At 66.0% G+C, this 16,838-nt stretch carries 15 protein-coding genes and 1 tRNA gene; 10 read left to right on the top strand and 6 right to left on the bottom strand.

Annotated elements, in window-relative coordinates:
• Positions 1–77 (top strand) — tRNA-Pro (locus tag QK287_RS09055).
• 105 nt (positions 78–182) lie between these two features.
• Here the strand turns inward: QK287_RS09055 and QK287_RS09050 are convergent.
• Positions 183–1,052, bottom strand: a complete 870-nt coding sequence (locus tag QK287_RS09050; RefSeq protein ID WP_282359883.1) for a DNA-formamidopyrimidine glycosylase family protein — start codon at positions 1,050–1,052, stop codon at positions 183–185.
• Between the two features lie 145 nt (positions 1,053–1,197).
• Between QK287_RS09050 and gcvH the strand changes: the two genes are divergently transcribed.
• The 5 genes from gcvH to QK287_RS09025 all read left to right on the top strand — a co-directional run bounded on the left by gcvH (position 1,198) and on the right by QK287_RS09025 (position 4,313).
• Positions 1,198–1,584, top strand: coding sequence for a glycine cleavage system protein GcvH (gene gcvH / locus QK287_RS09045; protein ID WP_253033168.1), 387 nt, complete (start codon positions 1,198–1,200; stop codon positions 1,582–1,584).
• Positions 1,585–1,735: 151 nt separating this feature from the next.
• The gene (locus tag QK287_RS09040; protein ID WP_282359882.1) at positions 1,736–2,212 is read left to right on the top strand and encodes an FHA domain-containing protein; all 477 of its coding nucleotides are present in this window, start codon (positions 1,736–1,738) and stop codon (positions 2,210–2,212) included.
• A gap of 23 nt (positions 2,213–2,235) precedes the next feature.
• Positions 2,236–2,952, top strand: coding sequence for a MerR family transcriptional regulator (locus tag QK287_RS09035; RefSeq protein ID WP_253033166.1), 717 nt, complete (start codon positions 2,236–2,238; stop codon positions 2,950–2,952).
• Entirely contained in the window at positions 2,952–3,455 is a 504-nt protein-coding gene (locus tag QK287_RS09030) for a bifunctional nuclease family protein (RefSeq protein ID WP_226776003.1), read from the top strand. Before QK287_RS09035 ends, QK287_RS09030 begins: the two co-directional genes overlap by 1 nt.
• A gap of 261 nt (positions 3,456–3,716) precedes the next feature.
• Positions 3,717–4,313: a MerR family transcriptional regulator gene (locus QK287_RS09025; RefSeq protein WP_253033165.1), complete on the top strand. Its 597-nt coding sequence runs from the start codon at positions 3,717–3,719 to the stop codon at positions 4,311–4,313.
• A gap of 101 nt (positions 4,314–4,414) precedes the next feature.
• On the opposite strand, the gene QK287_RS09020 is transcribed toward QK287_RS09025, so the two are convergent.
• Positions 4,415–5,263 (bottom strand): ParA family protein, encoded by an 849-nt coding sequence (locus QK287_RS09020; protein WP_226776005.1) that lies wholly within the window; start codon positions 5,261–5,263, stop codon positions 4,415–4,417.
• Positions 5,264–5,599: 336 nt separating this feature from the next.
• Here QK287_RS09020 and QK287_RS09015 point away from each other — a divergent pair, with 336 nt between their 5' ends.
• Positions 5,600–8,995 (top strand): pyruvate carboxylase, encoded by a 3,396-nt coding sequence (locus tag QK287_RS09015; protein ID WP_282359881.1) that lies wholly within the window; start codon positions 5,600–5,602, stop codon positions 8,993–8,995.
• Between the two features lie 74 nt (positions 8,996–9,069).
• On the opposite strand, the gene QK287_RS09010 is transcribed toward QK287_RS09015, so the two are convergent.
• Positions 9,070–10,890, bottom strand: a complete 1,821-nt coding sequence (locus QK287_RS09010) for a long-chain fatty acid--CoA ligase (protein ID WP_282359880.1) — start codon at positions 10,888–10,890, stop codon at positions 9,070–9,072.
• Between the two features lie 173 nt (positions 10,891–11,063).
• On the opposite strand from QK287_RS09010, the gene QK287_RS09005 reads away from it, so the two are divergent.
• Positions 11,064–12,155: an ROK family glucokinase gene (locus QK287_RS09005; protein WP_226776008.1), complete on the top strand. Its 1,092-nt coding sequence runs from the start codon at positions 11,064–11,066 to the stop codon at positions 12,153–12,155.
• Here QK287_RS09005 and QK287_RS09000 read toward each other — a convergent pair.
• The 3 genes from QK287_RS09000 to QK287_RS08990 are packed head-to-tail and all read right to left on the bottom strand — an operon-like array spanning position 12,152 to position 14,368.
• The gene (locus QK287_RS09000; RefSeq protein WP_282359878.1) at positions 12,152–12,751 is read right to left on the bottom strand and encodes a hypothetical protein; all 600 of its coding nucleotides are present in this window, start codon (positions 12,749–12,751) and stop codon (positions 12,152–12,154) included. The genes QK287_RS09005 and QK287_RS09000 overlap by 4 nt on opposite strands.
• A complete protein-coding gene (locus tag QK287_RS08995) occupies positions 12,744–13,547 on the bottom strand; it encodes an alpha/beta fold hydrolase (protein ID WP_282359876.1) in 804 nt (267 codons plus the stop codon). The genes QK287_RS09000 and QK287_RS08995 overlap by 8 nt, the downstream gene beginning before the upstream one ends.
• Positions 13,544–14,368, bottom strand: coding sequence for an alpha/beta fold hydrolase (locus tag QK287_RS08990; protein ID WP_226776011.1), 825 nt, complete (start codon positions 14,366–14,368; stop codon positions 13,544–13,546). The genes QK287_RS08995 and QK287_RS08990 overlap by 4 nt, the downstream gene beginning before the upstream one ends.
• A 110-nt stretch (positions 14,369–14,478) precedes the next feature.
• Here QK287_RS08990 and QK287_RS08985 point away from each other — a divergent pair, with 110 nt between their 5' ends.
• Both QK287_RS08985 and QK287_RS08980 read left to right on the top strand, forming a co-directional pair.
• On the top strand, positions 14,479–15,222 hold the full coding sequence (locus QK287_RS08985; protein WP_226776012.1) for a lysophospholipid acyltransferase family protein: 744 nt from the start codon (positions 14,479–14,481) through the stop codon (positions 15,220–15,222).
• Positions 15,223–15,361: 139 nt separating this feature from the next.
• Positions 15,362–16,735 (top strand): 3-deoxy-7-phosphoheptulonate synthase class II, encoded by a 1,374-nt coding sequence (locus tag QK287_RS08980; RefSeq protein ID WP_226776017.1) that lies wholly within the window; start codon positions 15,362–15,364, stop codon positions 16,733–16,735.
• Positions 16,736–16,838: the final 103 nt, after the last annotated feature.

Below are 16,838 nucleotides of genomic sequence, written 5' to 3'. Positions count from 1 at the left end.
CGGGCTGTAGCGCAGCTTGGTAGCGCACTTGACTGGGGGTCAAGGGGTCGCAGGTTCAAATCCTGTCAGCCCGACCAACAGAAAGTACCCCGCCGTTCCTGAGGCTTAAGGAACGGCGGGGTTTTCTGTTCCCGCGGGGCTTTTGGGCGGCGGTGCCGGCAGCGGCGCCGCCGCCGGCGGGGCTACTTCAGGAAACGCGACGTCCGGCGGTCAGCCAGGACCGTTCCGTGCGTCTGGCATCCGGGACAGTACTGCAGGGAAGTGTCAGCAAAGGACACTTCACGGACGGTATCCCCGCACACAGGGCACGCTTCCCCGGTCCGGCCATGGACCCGCAGGTGGCTCCGTTTGGTGTCCTTGAGTTCGTTCGGCGCTTTGCCGCGCGCTTCCCGCAGCGCTGAGCCAAGAACGCCGTGGATGGCGTCGTAGAGACGCTGGACCGCGTCCCGGTCCAGCGACCTGGCAAGGGCGAAGGGCGACGTCCGGGCCGCATGCAGAATCTCGTCGCTGTAGGCGTTTCCGATGCCGGCAATGATGCCCTGGCTGCGCAGGACACCCTTGATCTGCTGGGAACTGGAGCTGAGGATGCCCGCCAGGGAATCAACGTCGAAGCCGGGACTGAACGGATCCGGTCCCAGCGCGGCGATCCCTGGAACCTCGTGCGGGTCCCGGACCACGTAGACCGCCAGGGACTTTTTGCTGCCGGCCTCGGTCAAGTCCAGGGCCAGCGGGCCGGTGCCGCCGGAAAAGGACAGCCGCGCCGCAATGTACCCCTTTCCCATTTTCAGCGGGGCGTCGGTGGGGGCATCGGTGAAGCGGACCCAGCCGGCGCGTGCCAGGTGAAAAACGAAGAACAGCCCCTCGGCCTCCAGGCTGATGAACTTTCCGAAGCGGCCGACCCCCGTCACGGTTCGGCCAGCCAGCCCGGAAACAGGGGGATCTGCGGTTTTGAGCACCGCGAAGGAGACGATCTGGATCTTCGAGACAGCCGCGCCGAGCAGTCGCCCGGCCAGGAAGTCCGCCAGGGCAGCCACTTCAGGAAGTTCGGGCATTTGCTAGCCGATTCCGGCGTGTTCCGTCATTGCCCCATCATGGCAGAGACCTGCCGGTCCCGGCCGGATATGCCTATACTTTCAGCGGCGGGCTGTTCACGTGACCGCCGCCGCCATTGGTGATTGACCCGATGAAAGGCCCATCATGAGCAACATTCCCGAAGAGCTGTCCTACACGGCGGAGCACGAGTGGGTTTCCGCCCCGAACGCCGACGGTGTTGTGCGCGTCGGCATCACTGATTTTGCCCAGGACGCCCTGGGGGACGTTGTTTATGCCCAGATGCCGGAGGCCGGCGCCACGGTCAAGGCTAACGAGGTCGTCGGTGAGGTTGAGTCCACCAAAAGCGTGAGCGACATCTACGCCCCGGTTTCCGGGGAAGTAGTGTCCCGCAACGAGGCCCTGGACAGCGATTCCGCCCTGATCAATTCGGATCCGTACGGTGAGGGCTGGCTGCTGGAAATCAAGCTTGCGGACGCCGACGCGATCGAGTCGCTGCTCAGTGCATCGGAGTACGAACAGCAGGTAGGCTAAAGCCAAGGCCATTCGGGCCGGGCCGTTCGAAGAGTTGCTGGGAAGCCAGTGCCTGAACGGCCCGCCGGGGGCCGAATCCCGGGCTTGCAGGGCCTGTCCGGACGGCATGCGTTGTTTGCAGGGGGGACACCTGCAACGAATGGAGGAATCAATGTTTGGGAACGAACGCAACACCACCGGTGACGGCAGCGGCACGGGTGCACTGAAGGCGTCGGATACCACGTCGATCAACCTCACGCCGGTCCACGATGAACCGAGCGTCGCCCCGAAGCTCTCGGTCGAGGAACGGACCGCCGCTGACGCGCTGCCGTACGGCTCGGCCCTGCTGGTGGCGCACAGCGGTCCCAATACCGGCGCCCGTTTCCTGCTCGATTCCGATGTCACGACGGCGGGCCGGCACCCGGACGCCGACATCTTCCTCGATGACGTCACAGTCTCCCGCCGGCATGTGGAGTTCCGCCGGACGGCGCGCAGCTTCGAGGTCGTTGATACCGGGAGCCTGAACGGCACGTACGTGAACCACGACCGAGTCGACAGCGTCGAACTGAAGTCCGGCAACGAAGTGCAGATCGGGAAGTTCCGACTCACCTTCTACCTGAGTCCTGCCCGCGCAGCAGGCAACGTCTGATTTCGGGGTAGTTGCCTGTGGCCATGGCACAACCGGAACGGCGCGGACCCCAGGTTCTGAACATCGGGGAAGTCCTGGCTCAGTTGAGCGACGACTTTCCGAGCATGACCGCGTCAAAAATACGCTTCCTTGAGGAAAAGGGGCTGATCAACCCCCAGCGCACCCCGGCCGGTTACCGGCAGTACGCCGACAGCGATGTCGAAAGGCTGCGCTTTGTGCTGGCCCTGCAACGGGACCAGTACCTGCCGTTGAAGGTCATCAAGGATTACCTGGATGCGATCGACCGCGGCGAACGGCCAGACAATCTGCCGCCAGGGGTGACCGTCTCGCCCCGGATTGTCTCCGAGGAGCTCGCTTCTGAACTGCACAACCGGGTCCGGCGGCTCAGTGCGGAGCAGCTCCGGGCCGAGTCCGGTGCCAGTGTTCCGCTGCTTGAATCGCTCCTGAGCTTTGGCCTGATCGGCCACGTCGACGGCAACTTCGATGAGCACGCCCTCCAGGTGGCACGCGCCTGCGTCCAGCTCGAGGGACACGGCCTGGAACCGCGGCACCTGCGCCCATTCCAGGCCGCCGCCGAACGCGAGTTCGGGCTGGTGGAGCGTGCGGTGTCCACTTTGACCTCCCGCAAGGATGCAGCCTCCCAAGCCCGCGCCGCCGAGGCCGCCCGCGAGATCAGCGAATTGTGTCTGACGCTGCACCGGGCCCTGGTCCAGGATCGCATTTCGAGAATGGACAGCTGATGATTGAGGTCGAAATTGTCGGCGTGCGGATTGAGCTTCCTTCCAACCAGCCCCTCGTCCTGCTGCGTGAGATCCACGGGGAGCGGCATGTGCCGATCTGGATCGGCACCCCTGAGGCCAGCGCCATCGCCCTGGCCCAGCAGGGGGTTGTGCCGCCGCGGCCCATGACACATGACCTGCTGATCGACGTCGTCGAATCCCTCGGCCACACGATCGTCAGTGTGAACATTGTGGCCGTGGAAGACAACATCTTCTACGGGCAGCTCCAGTTCGAAAACGGGACCACCGTCAGCTCCCGCGCCTCCGATGCCCTGGCATTGGCCCTCCGGGCCAAGTGCCGGATCTGGTGCGCCGACGCCGTGATGGAAGAGGCCGGTGTCCGGATTGCCGAACACGACGAGGGTGAGGACACCCAGGCGGGTCCAGCCGTCGACGAAGAGGGTGAGTTGCGCCGGTTCCGGGAGTTCCTGGACGACGTGGAACCCGAAGATTTTGCGGGCTAATGTCACGCTAAGGTTAAAGTTGAGGATGAAAGTTTCGACACGCCCCCGGAATACCCCGAACGTCTTTGACCTTGGGCCGCGGCAGGCCTAACGTCGGAGTAGAAGTTCCCGTTGCACGCAGGCAGCCACTGGGCTCACACTGGGAGGTGCGGCCCCGGCAGAAACACGCGGATGGATTCTGTTCATCGGTGTGTTGTTCAGGTAGGAATAACCGGTTGTTGCTGCATTTTCCGCAGGGGAGCCATAACAAGGAGGATCCACGTGAGTCCGAAAGGCGAAGCAGGCGAGCTCAAGCAGCCCCCGGCAGCTGGTGCGGCCATGCCCGCCAGCGGTGCCCAGGGCCTGCTGTTCACCGAGGATCTTCCAGTGCTGGATGAGGATGCGGGCTATCGGGGCCCGACGGCCTGCAAGGCAGCCGGCATCACCTACCGTCAACTGGACTACTGGGCGCGTACCGGGCTGGTGGAGCCTGCCGTCCGCGGTGCCGCCGGTTCGGGTTCCCAGCGCCTATACGGTTTCCGGGACATCCTGGTCCTCAAAGTCGTCAAGCGCCTCCTGGACACCGGCGTGTCCCTCCAGCAGATTCGCTCGGCCGTCGAGCATCTCCGGGAGCGCGGCGTCGAGGACCTCGCCCAGATCACCCTCATGAGCGATGGTGCCAGCGTGTACGAGTGCACCTCGGCAGACGAAGTCATTGACCTGGTCCAGGGCGGACAAGGCGTTTTCGGGATCGCCGTCGGCCGGGTCTGGCGCGAAGTTGAGGGCAGCCTCGCGGCTCTTCCCAGTGAACACGTCAGTGATCTCTCGTTCCCCGACGACGAACTCAGCAAGCGTCGGGCCACCCGCAAGATCAGTTAGGTTCCGCTAGCACAACAAAGGCCGCCTTCCGCAGGGAAGGCGGCCTTTGCCGTGGTGGGTGTATCTGTTCGGAGGCCTGCGTCCGCCCGGGCCCGCTCTGCTCAGCGCTGACGGCGGTCCCGGACCCCGGCGTTTTGCCGGCCGTCAGCGGTTAACAGGTTCGCCAGCAGGGCATCAAAGAGTGCGGCTGCGTTTTTCGCCGAGTCCCCGGGCCAGTGGTGGATGGAGTGGGCAGCACCCTGGATCTGCTGCCAGTTGGCCTGTTCCGGAATATGCGGTGAGAGCAGCAGCGGGCCGAACATGGAGTCCATCTCGGCGAGCCGGAATGTGTGTTCGGCGGAACCGGTCCGCACCCGGTTGGCCACAATGCCTGCGGGGGAGAGGTTTGGGGCGAACTCCTGGCGGAACAGCTGGATTGCACGCATGGTGCGCTCCGTGCCTGCGACCGAGAACAGCCCGGGCTCGGCGACGAGCGTGACTTTGTCGCTGGCGGACCATGCCATCCGTGTGAGGCCGTTCAGCGAGGGCGGGCAGTCTACAAGTACCAGTTCGTACTTCTGCGCTCCGGAAAGCACGGCGGAGAGCCGGCGAAGGTCGCGTCGACCCAAATCGGGTCGGTCGTAGATACCGGTGTAAGCGGAACCGACGGCCACATCCAGAATCGGTAATGCCGGGCCGGCGGGAGCGCCACCGGCGGCGGCAGCGCGTTCCACCCAGCCGCTGGGGACCACGTTCTCTGCCAGACGGGCCCGCCGGGGGGACTTGAGCATCCGGCCGATGTCCAGCCGTTCCCCTGGCTGGACGCCGAGCGCCGTGCTCGCATCGGCGTGCGGGTCAAGGTCGACGACGAGGGTGGGGATGCCGGCGGCCAATGCCGCGGACGCCAGTCCAGTGGTCACCGATGTTTTGCCGACGCCGCCTTTGAGGCTGCTGATGCTGACTACTTGCACTTGAAAAACCAATACCTAACGCCGGTTGCCGGGTCGGGGTCCTGCCGGCTCCCGCGTTCTCCGGAGCCGGGGCGAACATACGCCACCCACTCCTTCATCATATGTTGCCCGCTGCCCGAATCCTGCGTCATCGGATGCCGGGGCGGCAGATCATGGCGAAGCTGAATCGGCGGCCCGCGCCTGACCCCGCCTGATCTGCCTGCCAACCAGGCCTGCCAAAACCGGCATACGTGACGCGCATCGCTGTGACGGTCGCCACAAAGATTTGTGTTTATCCGGCCACGTCTTGGACACTGTGAGCAATTACCGGTAAACCCGCGATGATGCAGGAGAAGTATGTTTTCGAAGATTCTTGTGGCCAACCGCGGCGAAATCGCGATCCGGGCCTTCCGCGCCAGCTACGAGCTGGGCGCCAAGACCGTTGCCGTCTTCCCCCATGAGGACCGCAACTCCATCCACCGACAGAAAGCCGACGAGGCGTATCTGATCGGTGAAGAGGGCCACCCCGTCCGGGCCTACCTCGACGTCGACGAGGTGGTACGGGTGGCGAAGGAATCCGGGGCGGACGCCATCTACCCCGGCTACGGATTCCTCTCCGAGAATCCGCGGTTGGCCCGGGCCGCCGCGCAAGCCGGTATCACCTTTGTGGGTCCACCGGCGGACGTATTGGAACTTGCCGGCAACAAGGTCGCCGCCCTCGAAGCCGCCCGCAAGGCCGGGGTGCCGGTGCTGAAATCCAGCCAGCCCTCCAAAGACCTTGACGAACTCATCGCAGCCGCCGACGTGATCGGCTTCCCCATTTTCGCCAAGGCCGTCGCCGGCGGCGGCGGCCGCGGCATGCGCCGCGTCGACACCCGCGATGCCCTTCCCGAAGCACTGCAGGCCGCCATGCGCGAAGCCGACGCGGCCTTCGGCGACCCAACCATGTTCCTGGAGCAGGCCGTCCTGCGTCCCCGCCACATCGAGGTCCAGATCCTGGCCGATGCGGAGGGCAATGTGATGCACCTCTTCGAACGTGACTGCTCCATCCAGCGCCGCCACCAGAAGGTCATCGAGATCGCCCCGGCGCCTAACCTCGACGAAGGCATCCGGCAGGCGCTCTACCGCGACGCCGTGAAGTTCGCCAAGGCGCTGAATTACGTCAACGCCGGCACCGTGGAATTCCTTATCGACACTGTGGGGGAGCGGGCAGGCCAGCACGTCTTTATCGAAATGAACCCACGGATCCAGGTCGAGCACACCGTCACCGAGGAAGTTACCGACGTCGACCTCGTCCAGGCGCAGCTGCGCATCGCCGCCGGTGAGACGCTCGCGGACCTGGGTTTGTCGCAGGAGACCGTCCACCTCAAGGGTGCCGCACTGCAATGCCGCATCACCACCGAGGACCCGGCCAATGGTTTCCGTCCCGACGTCGGCAAGATCACCGGCTACCGTTCGGCCGGCGGCGCCGGCGTTCGGCTCGACGGCGGCACCGTCTATTCCGGCGCGGAGATCAGCCCGCACTTTGACTCGATGCTGGTGAAACTGACCTGCCGCGGGCGGGAGTATCCGGCAGCGGTGGCCAGGGCACGCCGTGCCCTCGCCGAGTTCCGCATCCGCGGCGTCTCCACCAACATCTCTTTCCTGCAGGCCGTCCTGGACGACCCCGACTTCATCGCCGGCAACGTGGCCACGTCCTTTATTGACGAACGGCCCGAGCTGCTCAAGGCCCGCGTCTCAGCGGACCGCGGCACGAAGCTGCTGACCTGGCTCGCCGAAGTTACGGTGAACAAGCCCAACGGCGAACTCACGGTCCACAGCGATCCGGCCGCCAAGCTTCCTGCCCTCACCGATGCCGCACCCCGGGAAGGTTCCCGGCAGCGGCTGCTGCAGCTGGGGCCTGAAGGGTTCGCCAAAGCCCTGCGCGAACAGGATGCAGTAGCCGTCACTGACACCACGTTCCGCGACGCGCACCAGTCCCTGCTCGCCACCCGCGTACGCACCCGCGACCTGGTGGCGGCCGGACCGGCGGTGTCCAGCCTCCTTCCCGAGCTGCTCTCGGTCGAGGCTTGGGGCGGTGCCACCTACGATGTCGCCTTGAGGTTCCTCGGTGAGGATCCCTGGGACCGGCTGGCAGCGCTGCGCAAAGCGTTGCCGAACGTCTGCCTGCAGATGCTCCTTCGCGGCCGCAACACGGTCGGCTACACCCCGTACCCGGAGGAGGTCACTGTGGCTTTTGTCAACGAGGCCGCCGCCACCGGCATCGACATCTTCCGGATCTTCGACGCGCTCAACGACGTGAACCAGATGGCCCCGGCCATCCGTGCCGTCCGCGAGACCGGCACTGCCGTCGCGGAGGTGGCGCTGTGCTACACCGCTGACATGCTGGACCCGGACGAGACGCTCTACACGCTTGACTACTACCTGGAGCTGGCGCAGCGGATCGTCGACGCCGGCGCGCATATCCTGGCGATCAAGGACATGGCCGGGCTGCTGCGCCCGGCGGCCGCTGCCCGCCTCGTGACGGCCTTGCGGGAGAAGTTTGACCTCCCGGTCCACCTGCACACCCACGACACCGCGGGCGGCCAGCTGGCCACGCTGCTGGCCGCGGTGGACGCCGGAGTGGACGCCGTCGACGTCGCTTCCGCCTCGCTGGCCGGCACCACCAGCCAGCCCTCCGCCTCCGCACTGGTCGCCGCGCTGGCCCACACGCCGCGCGATACCGGCTTGAGCCTGGCCAACGTGTGTGCCCTTGAACCGTACTGGGAGGCCGTCCGCCGTGTCTACGCCCCGTTTGAGTCCGGGCTTCCGGGCCCCACGGGCCGGGTCTACCGGCATGAAATCCCCGGTGGCCAGCTCTCCAACCTGCGCCAGCAGGCGATTGCGCTAGGACTCGGTGAACGGTTCGAGGCGATCGAGGACATGTACACCGCCGCGGACCGGATCCTTGGCCGGCTGGTGAAAGTCACCCCGTCCTCCAAGGTCGTCGGAGACCTCGCGCTGCACCTGGTGGGGCTCAATGCCGACCCGGCCGACTTCAACGAGAACCCGCAAAATTATGACGTCCCGGATTCAGTGATCGGCTTCCTGTCCGGTGAGCTCGGCGATCCTCCCGGCGGCTGGCCGGAACCGTTCCGCACCAAGGCCTTGCAGGGCCGCACCCTCAAGGTCCGCGACGTCGAGCTCAGCGCCGAGGACAGCGAAGCACTCAAGGGTGATTCCAGGACCGTGCAGCAGACCCTCAACCGGCTGCTCTTTGCCGGGCCCTCCAAGGACTACCAGAAGAGCGTGGAGACCTACGGCAACCTCTCGGTGCTCGACACCCGCGACTACCTGTTCGGGCTGCAGCGCGGCGCCGAGCACGAAATCGAGCTGGAGAAGGGTGTGCGCTTGATCGCCTCGCTCGAAGCGGTCTCCGAACCTGACGAGAAGGGCATGCGCACCGTGATGTGCACGCTCAACGGCCAGTCGCGCCCTGTGGTGGTCCGTGACCGTTCCGTCGTCAGCAACGTCAAGGCCGCTGAACGCGCCGACACGTCCCAACCGGGACAGGTGGCCGCACCGTTCGCCGGCGCCGTCACGCTGACAGTCAAGGCCGGCGAGGCCGTCCTGGCCGGTGACACTGTCGCCACGATCGAGGCCATGAAGATGGAAGCATCCATCACGACGCCGGTCGCCGGCACTGTCTCGCGCCTTGCCGTCGGGGCGGTTGAACAGGTCCAGGGCGGGGACTTGCTGCTCGTCGTCGAGTAGCGATAGCGAACAGCTCCAAGCCGAACGTGCAAAGGGACCCTCCGCCGAAGTGGAGGGTCCCTTTGCCGTGGTGGCTAGACCTGGCTGGGACGGGGTGTGCCGTACATTTCTTCGATGACTTTCTCGTAGTCCTTCATCACCTGGGCGCGCTTGACCTTCATCGACGGAGTCAGGTGCCCGGAAGCCTCAGTGAAGTCCGCGGCGACAATCCGAAATGACTTGATCGCCTCGGCCTTGGAGACCGACTGGTTGGCACCGTTGATGAGGTCCTGGACGGCGGCTTTGACCGCCGGGTTGTCGGTCGCTTCGGCGAGGGTGGTGCCGGCAGGCAGTCCGTGGCGGTGCAGCCAGCCGGGAAGCGCCTCTTCGTCGAGGGTTACCAGTGCGCCGATAAAGGGGCGGTTGTCACCGACTACAAGTACTTGGGAGACGAGGGCGTCGGCACGGATCTGGTCCTCCAGCAGCGCGGGCACAACGTTTTTGCCACTGGCCGTGACGATAATTTCCTTTTTGCGTCCGGTGATGGTCAGGAAGCCCTGCTCATCGAGCTGTCCGATGTCACCGGTTCGGAACCAGCCGTCCGTAAACGACTCCGCAGTCAGGTCCGCGCGCTTGAAGTAGCCGCTCATAACGCAGACGCCCTTGGCGAGGATCTCGCCGTCGTCGGCAATTTTCACGGCATTCCCGGGAATCGGGGCGCCGACCGTGCCGATCTTGATCAGGTTCGGAGTGTTGACCGTCACCGGGGCCGTGGTCTCGGTCAGCCCGTAGCCCTCCAGGATCTGCATGCCGATGCCCTGGAAGAAGTGCCCCAGCCGTTCGCCCAGCGGTCCGCCGCCGGAGACGGCGTGCGCCACCTCGCCGCCCATGGCCGCGCGGAGCTTGCCGTAAACGAGTTTGTCGAAGACGGCGTGCTTGACCCTGAGGCCCAGCCCGATCCTGCCGACCTGGCGGGCGCGGGAGAATTCGATGGCGGTGTCCGCTGCGCGGTGGAAGATGGCGCCCTTGCCGCCGTCCTCTGCCTTGGTCAGTGCCGAGTTGTAGACCTTCTCAAAGACCCGCGGCACCGCGAGGATGAAGGTTGGCTTGTAGCTCTGCAGGTCCGGCAAGAGGTTTTTGATGTCGGGGGTGTGCGCCACCGTGACGCCGGCGGCCACGGCGAGCACCGAGATGAAACGAGCAAACACGTGGGCGAGGGGCAGGAACATAATTGTCCTTGCCTGTTCGTGGACGATCGTGTTCAACGAGGTCGCCAGCGCGTTTTCGGAGAGTTCGACGAAGTTGCCGTGGGTCAGCTCGCAGCCCTTGGGCCGCCCGGTGGTGCCCGAGGTGTAAATGATGGTGGCGAGGTCCTTGAGGGAAGCGAGGCTGCGCCGCGCCTCCAGGTCCTCGTCGCTGATCGCGGCGCCTGCCGCGCGGACCTCATCGAGGCCCTTTCCCGCAAGCTGCCAAACATGTGCCAGCGCCGTAAGGTTCTCGGACGTGGCGGCCTGCCGGATGATGTTTTCGTGGTGGTCGGACTCGCCGAACGCTGCGACGGCGCCGGAATCTCCGAGGTTCCACGCAACCTGGGAGGGCGAGGAGGTCTCGTAGATCGGGACGGAGACGGCGCCCGCGAACCAAATGGCGAAGTCAATCAAGGACCATTCGTAGCGGGTGCGCGACATAATGCCAACCCTGTCGCCGGCCCCGACGCCGCTGGCCATCAGTCCCTTGGCGAGCAGCGAAACATCGGCGAGGAAGTCGGTGGCCCGGACGTCCTGCCACGCTCCGGCCGCGTCAAGGCGGGAGAAGAGGGCCGGGTCGGAAGCCTTCGCCGCCTGGCGCAGGACCAGGTCCGTGGCGTTCATTTCCGGCGGGACGTTGACTAGGGGCGGGACACTGAATTCTCGCACGGTAGCTCCTTTGATTTCCATGGACCCGTGAGGGGTACTTCCAAGACTAGTATGTGGCCCTCGGCGTGTGCTTTTCACCACACCTACTGGCGGGTAACTTTACGGTTTGGCGGCTCCGTTGCCAAGCCGCGCGGGACGGCGCCCGGGTGCCGGGGCGAATAGGATAGGGAATCATGCACACACCAACACCGGGGCAACAGCCCGGCCCGTACCGCAGGACGGCCGCCTGGCGGCGCAGGACACTGCCTGGTGTCGCCGCCGCACCGGCCGCGCAGGGGTTCCGTGAGCACTTGCGGCTGGGTCGCAAGGGCCTCGCCATCGGCGTGGACATCGGCGGGACCAAAGTGGCCGCGGGCGTGGTGGACGCGGAGGGCCGGATCCTGGCCCGGGCCAAGCGGTCCACCCCCGGCGATGACCCCCGCGCTGTTGAACAGGTGATTGTGGAGCTGGTCGAGGAACTGGGCGCGGGCCACCGGGTCTGGTCGGTAGGAATCGGAGCGGCCGGCTGGATGGACCTCGACGGCGGCACCGTGCTGTTCAGCCCCCACCTTGCCTGGCGCAACGAACCGCTTCGGGACAATTTGCAGCGGCTGCTCCGACGGCCCGTACTGCTGACCAACGACGCCGATGCCGCAGCCTGGGCAGAGTGGCGGTTCGGCGCCGGGCAGGGCCAGGACCGCCTGGTGTGCATCACGCTGGGCACCGGAATCGGCGGTGCCATGGTGATGGACGGCCGGATCGAACGCGGGCGCTTCGGGGTGGCCGGGGAATTCGGCCACCAGATCATCATGCCCGGCGGGCACCGCTGCGAATGCGGCAACCGCGGTTGCTGGGAACAATACGCTTCCGGCAACGCGCTCGGCCGGGAAGCCAGGGAACTGGCCGCCGCCAACTCCCCGGTGGCGCAGGAGCTGCTCAAAGCAGTGGACGGCCGCGTTGAACTCATCACCGGGGTGATTGTCACCGAACTTGCCAAGGCCGGGGATGCGACGTCCCGGGAGTTGCTCGAGGACGTCGGGGAGTGGCTCGGACTAGGACTTGCCAACCTGGCGGCTGCACTGGACCCGGGAAAGTTTGTGATCGGCGGCGGGCTTTGCGATGCCGGAGAATTGCTTGTCGGCCCGGCACGGAAGGCTTTCGCCCGGAACCTCACCGGCCGCGGCTTCCGCCCGGCGGCGGACATCGCGTTGGCCGCCCTTGGCCCGGATGCCGGCCTGATTGGTGCTGCCGACCTGTCCCGGGTCAGCAGCCGTATGCACAGCTAGATGCGTGCGCCGTCGTCGTGTTCATCCTTTTCGCCCGGCAGCTTCATGATCAGGAAAACCACCGACGCCGCAAACGCGGCCACCATTGCGAGGATGGCGAGCAGCGGGGCTGAGCGCCAAAACATCGCGGACATCACAAGCGCTACCGGCCCACCGACCGCTCCCAGCCACGCCAGGACCGTCATCGGATCGGCTCCGGCAAGGCTTGGCGGTTCTTCCGGCACGAACTCATCCGGCATCATCGGGTCGTCCGCGGCCCCGGCATAGTCCCGGGGGCCCCCGGCGTCCTGCGGCCGGCCAGCGGCGGCCCGCCCCTCAAGCCGTCCCCGCGCCTGCCGCTCCTCGGCGGAAAGTTCAACCGGCACCACCGCCGAGAGCCCCAGTGGGTCGAAATCGCTGAAAGGCCGGGGGGTCGCGTCGCTGGCTGCGCCGGTGGGCGTATCGGATGGTTCCGCGCTGCCCGGACCTTCCCGGGCCTCCGGACTCCCGGAGACTTCCGCAGGGTCCGGGGATTCCAGCCGCGCGACGAGGTCCAACCAGACGGCGTTGTCCTGGTTGGCGCTGGAATCCGGAGAGCCGGAGTCCGGTCTAGTCATCTGCGGTGTCCTTTTGGCGGGTAGGGACAGGGTCCGGGACGCCTCCCGCAGCCAGCGACCGGACAAATTCGGCCGAGCCGCGGAAGATCTCGGGGGCATCGTTGTCCATCGTAGCCACGTGGTAGCTGTTTTGGAGCCGGATGACCTCCAACGGGGCGTGCGTGAGGCCGCGACGAAGAGCCACCATACTCGATTCGGAAACCACATGGTCAACCGCTGAACGGTACACCCGCACCGGGGCGGTGATCCGGGGGAGGAGCCTGACGGTGTCCTTGAACATCTTGTTCAACTCGTGTGCGGCGGCGACCGGTGTCCGGGAGTAGGCACCTTCATCGATGTCTTCCTTGCGGATGTCGTTGGCAATCGCCGGCGTACTCTTCAGGACAAACTTCAGGATGCCCGCCAGCGGCGCCCGGGGATCGTCGATGACAAGGCCCGGGTTGACCAGGATGGCCCCGGCAACGGGCCGCGTCGCGGCAATGCGCAGCGCCAGCGCCCCGCCCATGGACAGCCCGGCGACGACCACCAGATCACATTCACCGGCCAGCTCAAGGTAGGCGGCGTCGAGAGCGGCGTGCCAGTCCTGCCAGCGTGTCCTGGCCAGCTCTTGCCAACTGGTGCCGTGCCCGGGCAACAGCGGCATCCGCACGGCGTAGCCGGCGCCGGCCAGGGAGCTGGCCCATTCCCGGACACCGTGCGGGCTGCCGGTGAAACCATGCGAGACCACAATGCCGGTGCGGGTGCCGGTCCCGGTGAACGGGCTGCTGAACGGCGCGTGGTCCAAGGGGATGCTCATGGGGTCTCCGGAGATGTGCTGGCGGGCGGGGCAGGCGACGGCGCTGACTGCGGCGCGGCGTCTGCATGGCGCAGGAAAAACTGAACGGACTGCTCGAAAATCAGGGGGGCATCGACGTCGAGCGTGGCGACGTGGCCGCTGTCGGGCAGGCGGACCAGATTCAGCTCGCGGGAGCCAAGACGCTTCCGCAGCAGTTGCACCGAGGTGGGCGGAACCACAGCATCGGTATCGGATTTGAAGACGACGGCCGGGGCGCTGACTGCGGACAGTTCGCGCGCCGTTGTCCTAAAAAGCCTGCTCAGCTGGTGGACGGCTGCCAGTGGGGTAAGGGAGTAGTCGCCGTCCTCGGTAGCTGGCGCGGTGGGATTCGCTTCCTGGACCGGGACGGTGGTGCGCTGGAAGTGCTTCAGCAGGCCGATGTAGCGCACCCTGCGGTCATAGAAGCCCAAACCGGGGTTCACGACGGCGACCCCGGCCACGGGGTGGCGCGCCGCCGTCCGCAGCGCGATGGTGCCGCCCATGGACAGTCCGGCAACGAAGCAGTGCCGGGTTCCGGCGTCGAGTTCCAGATAGGCGTCCTCAAAAGCCCCATACCAGTCCCGCCAGTCGCGGGTGGCCAAATCGCGCCAGTCCGTGCCATGTCCGGGCAGCAGCGGTACAGAGACAGCAAAGCCCTGTCGGGCCAGGTGCCGGGCCCAGGGAAGGACGCTCAGCGGACTCCCGGTGAAGCCGTGGCAGATGGCCACGCCGATGCCCGCATTGGCTCCGTGGCCGGGATAACTGAACGCCGCGGGTGCCAGGGGAGTGCTGCTTCCGGTCATAAGCCCATCGTGTCACTGTTCCGGACAAATCTCACTAGAGTAGGGTTTCAGTGAAGTCCCGCCGGGTCCGACGGAGGGTCTGCCAGACGCCTTCCGGAGAGGTACACCACGTGTTTTATTGGTTTATGAAAACGTTCGTTCTCGGACCGGTCCTCAAGACGCTTTTCAGGCCCTGGGTCAAGGGCCTGGACAACGTCCCCGCCGCGGGAGCAGCAATTGTGGCCTCCAATCATCTGTCCTTCTCGGATTCGATCTTTATGCCGCTGATGGTGCCCCGCCCGGTGGTGTTCCTGGCGAAATCCGAGTACTTCACCGGCAAGGGGATCAAAGGCCGGCTGACGGCTGCCTTCTTCCGGCTCACCAACCAGCTCCCGATGGACCGCTCCGGCGGTGCTGCGTCAGCGTTGTCACTGAATGCCGGCATGGACGTGCTGAAGAACGGTTCGCTCCTGGGCATCTACCCCGAGGGCACCCGCAGCCCGGACTCCCGGCTGTACCGCGGCAAAGTCGGAGTGGCGCGCCTGGCCCTGCAGGCCCGGGTCCCCGTGATCCCGGTCGCGATGATCGGTACGGACAAGGTCCAGCCGATCGGCAAACGGATGCCCAACATCCGGCGCATCGGGATGATCTTCGGTGAACCGATGGATTTCAGCCGGTACTACGGCCTGGAGGACGACCGGTTGATTCAGCGGTCCGTCACCGACGAGATTATGTACGAACTGATGCGGCTCTCCGGACAGGAATACGTGGACGAGTACGCCGCCGTCGTCAAACTCCGGCTCGCCGGGAAGGCTGCCGGGGCTCCGGAGGACGGCGCGTCCGGCGCCGGCCCGGCCGCGCCCGGGACCGAGTAGCCTGACCGTGTGACGGCAGCGGTCCGGTCAATGACGCCCCGGGTCCGAGGATGGCCATGGAGGCAACTATCCTTAGAAGGTGACTGAGTTATCTGCGCCTTCGGCCTTTCCCCTGAACAGTTCCGCCAGTGGCTCGCCGCTGGCCGGCTCCGCCCTGACCAGCACCGCGCAGAGCGGTGCCGCCAACTATCCCGGCCTGGACCACTGGCGGGAGCTGCCCGTTTCCCAACAGCCGAGCTGGTCGGATCAGGCCGTCTTCGAGGCTTCAGTCAAGGAACTCTCCGTCCTCCCGCCGCTAGTGTTCGCGGGCGAAGTGGACATCCTGCGCGAACGCCTCGCCGCAGCGGCGCAGGGCAAGGCGTTCCTGCTCCAAGGCGGCGACTGCGCCGAAACGTTTGAGGCCGCCACCGCTGACAAGATCAGTGCCCGCGTCCGCACCATCCTCCAGATGGCAGTCGTCCTCACCTACGGCGCCGCCATGCCGGTCATCAAAATGGGCCGGATGGCCGGGCAATTCGCCAAGCCGCGCTCATCCAATGATGAGACCCGCGACGGCGTCACGCTGCCGGCCTACCGGGGCGACATCGTCAACGGCTACGATTTCACGCCGGAATCCCGCGCCCACAACGCCGGCCGGATGCTGCAGGCCTACCACACCTCCGCTTCCACCCTGAACCTGATCCGGGCGTTCACCCAGGGCGGTTTCGCGGACCTGCGGCTGGTGCACCAGTGGAACAAGGGTTTTACCGAGAACCCCGCCCATGCCCGCTACGAGTCGCTGGCGCGGGACATTGACCGTGCCATCAAGTTCATGGCCTCCTGCGGCGCGGATTTCGAGGCGCTTAAGCGGGTGGAATTCTACGCCAGCCACGAAGCGCTGTTGCTCGACTACGAACGTGCCCTGACCCGGATCGACTCCCGCACCGGATTCCCGTACGACACCTCCGCGCACTTCCTTTGGATCGGTGAGCGCACCCGGGAACTGGACAACGCGCACGTCGACTTCCTCTCGCGGGTGCGGAACCCGATTGGTGTGAAGCTTGGTCCCGGCACCTCCGGCGACGACGCTCTGCGCCTGATCGATAAGCTGGACCCGGACCGTGAACCCGGCCGCCTGACCTTTATTACCCGGATGGGCGCCGGCAACATCCGGGCGAAGCTCCCGCCGCTCGTGGAGCGGGTCACCGCTTCCGGCGCACAGGTCCTCTGGGTGACCGATCCGATGCACGGCAACACGGTCACCTCACCAAACGGCTACAAAACCCGGAACTTCGATGACGTTATCGATGAGGTGCGCGGCTTCTTCGAGGTACACGACGCGCTCGGCACGGTCCCTGGCGGCCTGCATGTGGAGATGACCGGCGACGACGTGGCTGAGTGCCTCGGCGGAGCAGACCCGGTCGACCAGGAAGCCTTCCTAGACCGGTATGAATCGGTCTGCGATCCACGCCTGAACCACATGCAGTCGCTCGAAATGGCCTTCCTGGTGGCCGGAGCCCTGTCCAAGCGTTAAACCGGGAGTTCCGGCACTAATCCGGAACGCTCCTCAGTGGGAAAAGCTCCGCCGGCTGGTTCAGCCGGGCGGAGCTTTTCTGCAGCTCGGGCCGCAGCCGGCG

This window comes from Arthrobacter sp. AL05, assembly GCF_029960715.1.
In the GTDB taxonomy this organism is placed as follows: Bacteria; Actinomycetota; Actinomycetes; order Actinomycetales; family Micrococcaceae; genus Arthrobacter.
Note: the sequence above shows the minus strand (reverse complement) of the source record. Positions and strands in the feature narration are given on the sequence as shown.

Bases quoted from the DNA above. Each gene is read 5' to 3' on its own strand.
- QK287_RS09040 (WP_282359882.1), top strand. From the start codon at position 1,736: ATGTTTGGGAACGAACGCAACACCACCGGTGACGGCAGCGGCACGGGT.
- gcvH (WP_253033168.1), top strand. From the start codon at position 1,198: ATGAGCAACATTCCCGAAGAGCTGTCCTACACGGCGGAGCACGAGTGG.
- QK287_RS08995 (WP_282359876.1), bottom strand. From the start codon at position 13,547: ATGAGCATCCCCTTGGACCACGCGCCGTTCAGCAGCCCGTTCACCGGG.
- QK287_RS08990 (WP_226776011.1), bottom strand. From the start codon at position 14,368: ATGACCGGAAGCAGCACTCCCCTGGCACCCGCGGCGTTCAGTTATCCC.
- QK287_RS09030 (WP_226776003.1), top strand. From the start codon at position 2,952: ATGATTGAGGTCGAAATTGTCGGCGTGCGGATTGAGCTTCCTTCCAAC.
- QK287_RS09005 (WP_226776008.1), top strand. From the start codon at position 11,064: ATGCACACACCAACACCGGGGCAACAGCCCGGCCCGTACCGCAGGACG.
- QK287_RS09050 (WP_282359883.1), bottom strand. From the start codon at position 1,052: ATGCCCGAACTTCCTGAAGTGGCTGCCCTGGCGGACTTCCTGGCCGGG.
- QK287_RS09015 (WP_282359881.1), top strand. From the start codon at position 5,600: ATGTTTTCGAAGATTCTTGTGGCCAACCGCGGCGAAATCGCGATCCGG.
- QK287_RS09035 (WP_253033166.1), top strand. From the start codon at position 2,236: ATGGCACAACCGGAACGGCGCGGACCCCAGGTTCTGAACATCGGGGAA.
- QK287_RS09000 (WP_282359878.1), bottom strand. From the start codon at position 12,751: ATGACTAGACCGGACTCCGGCTCTCCGGATTCCAGCGCCAACCAGGAC.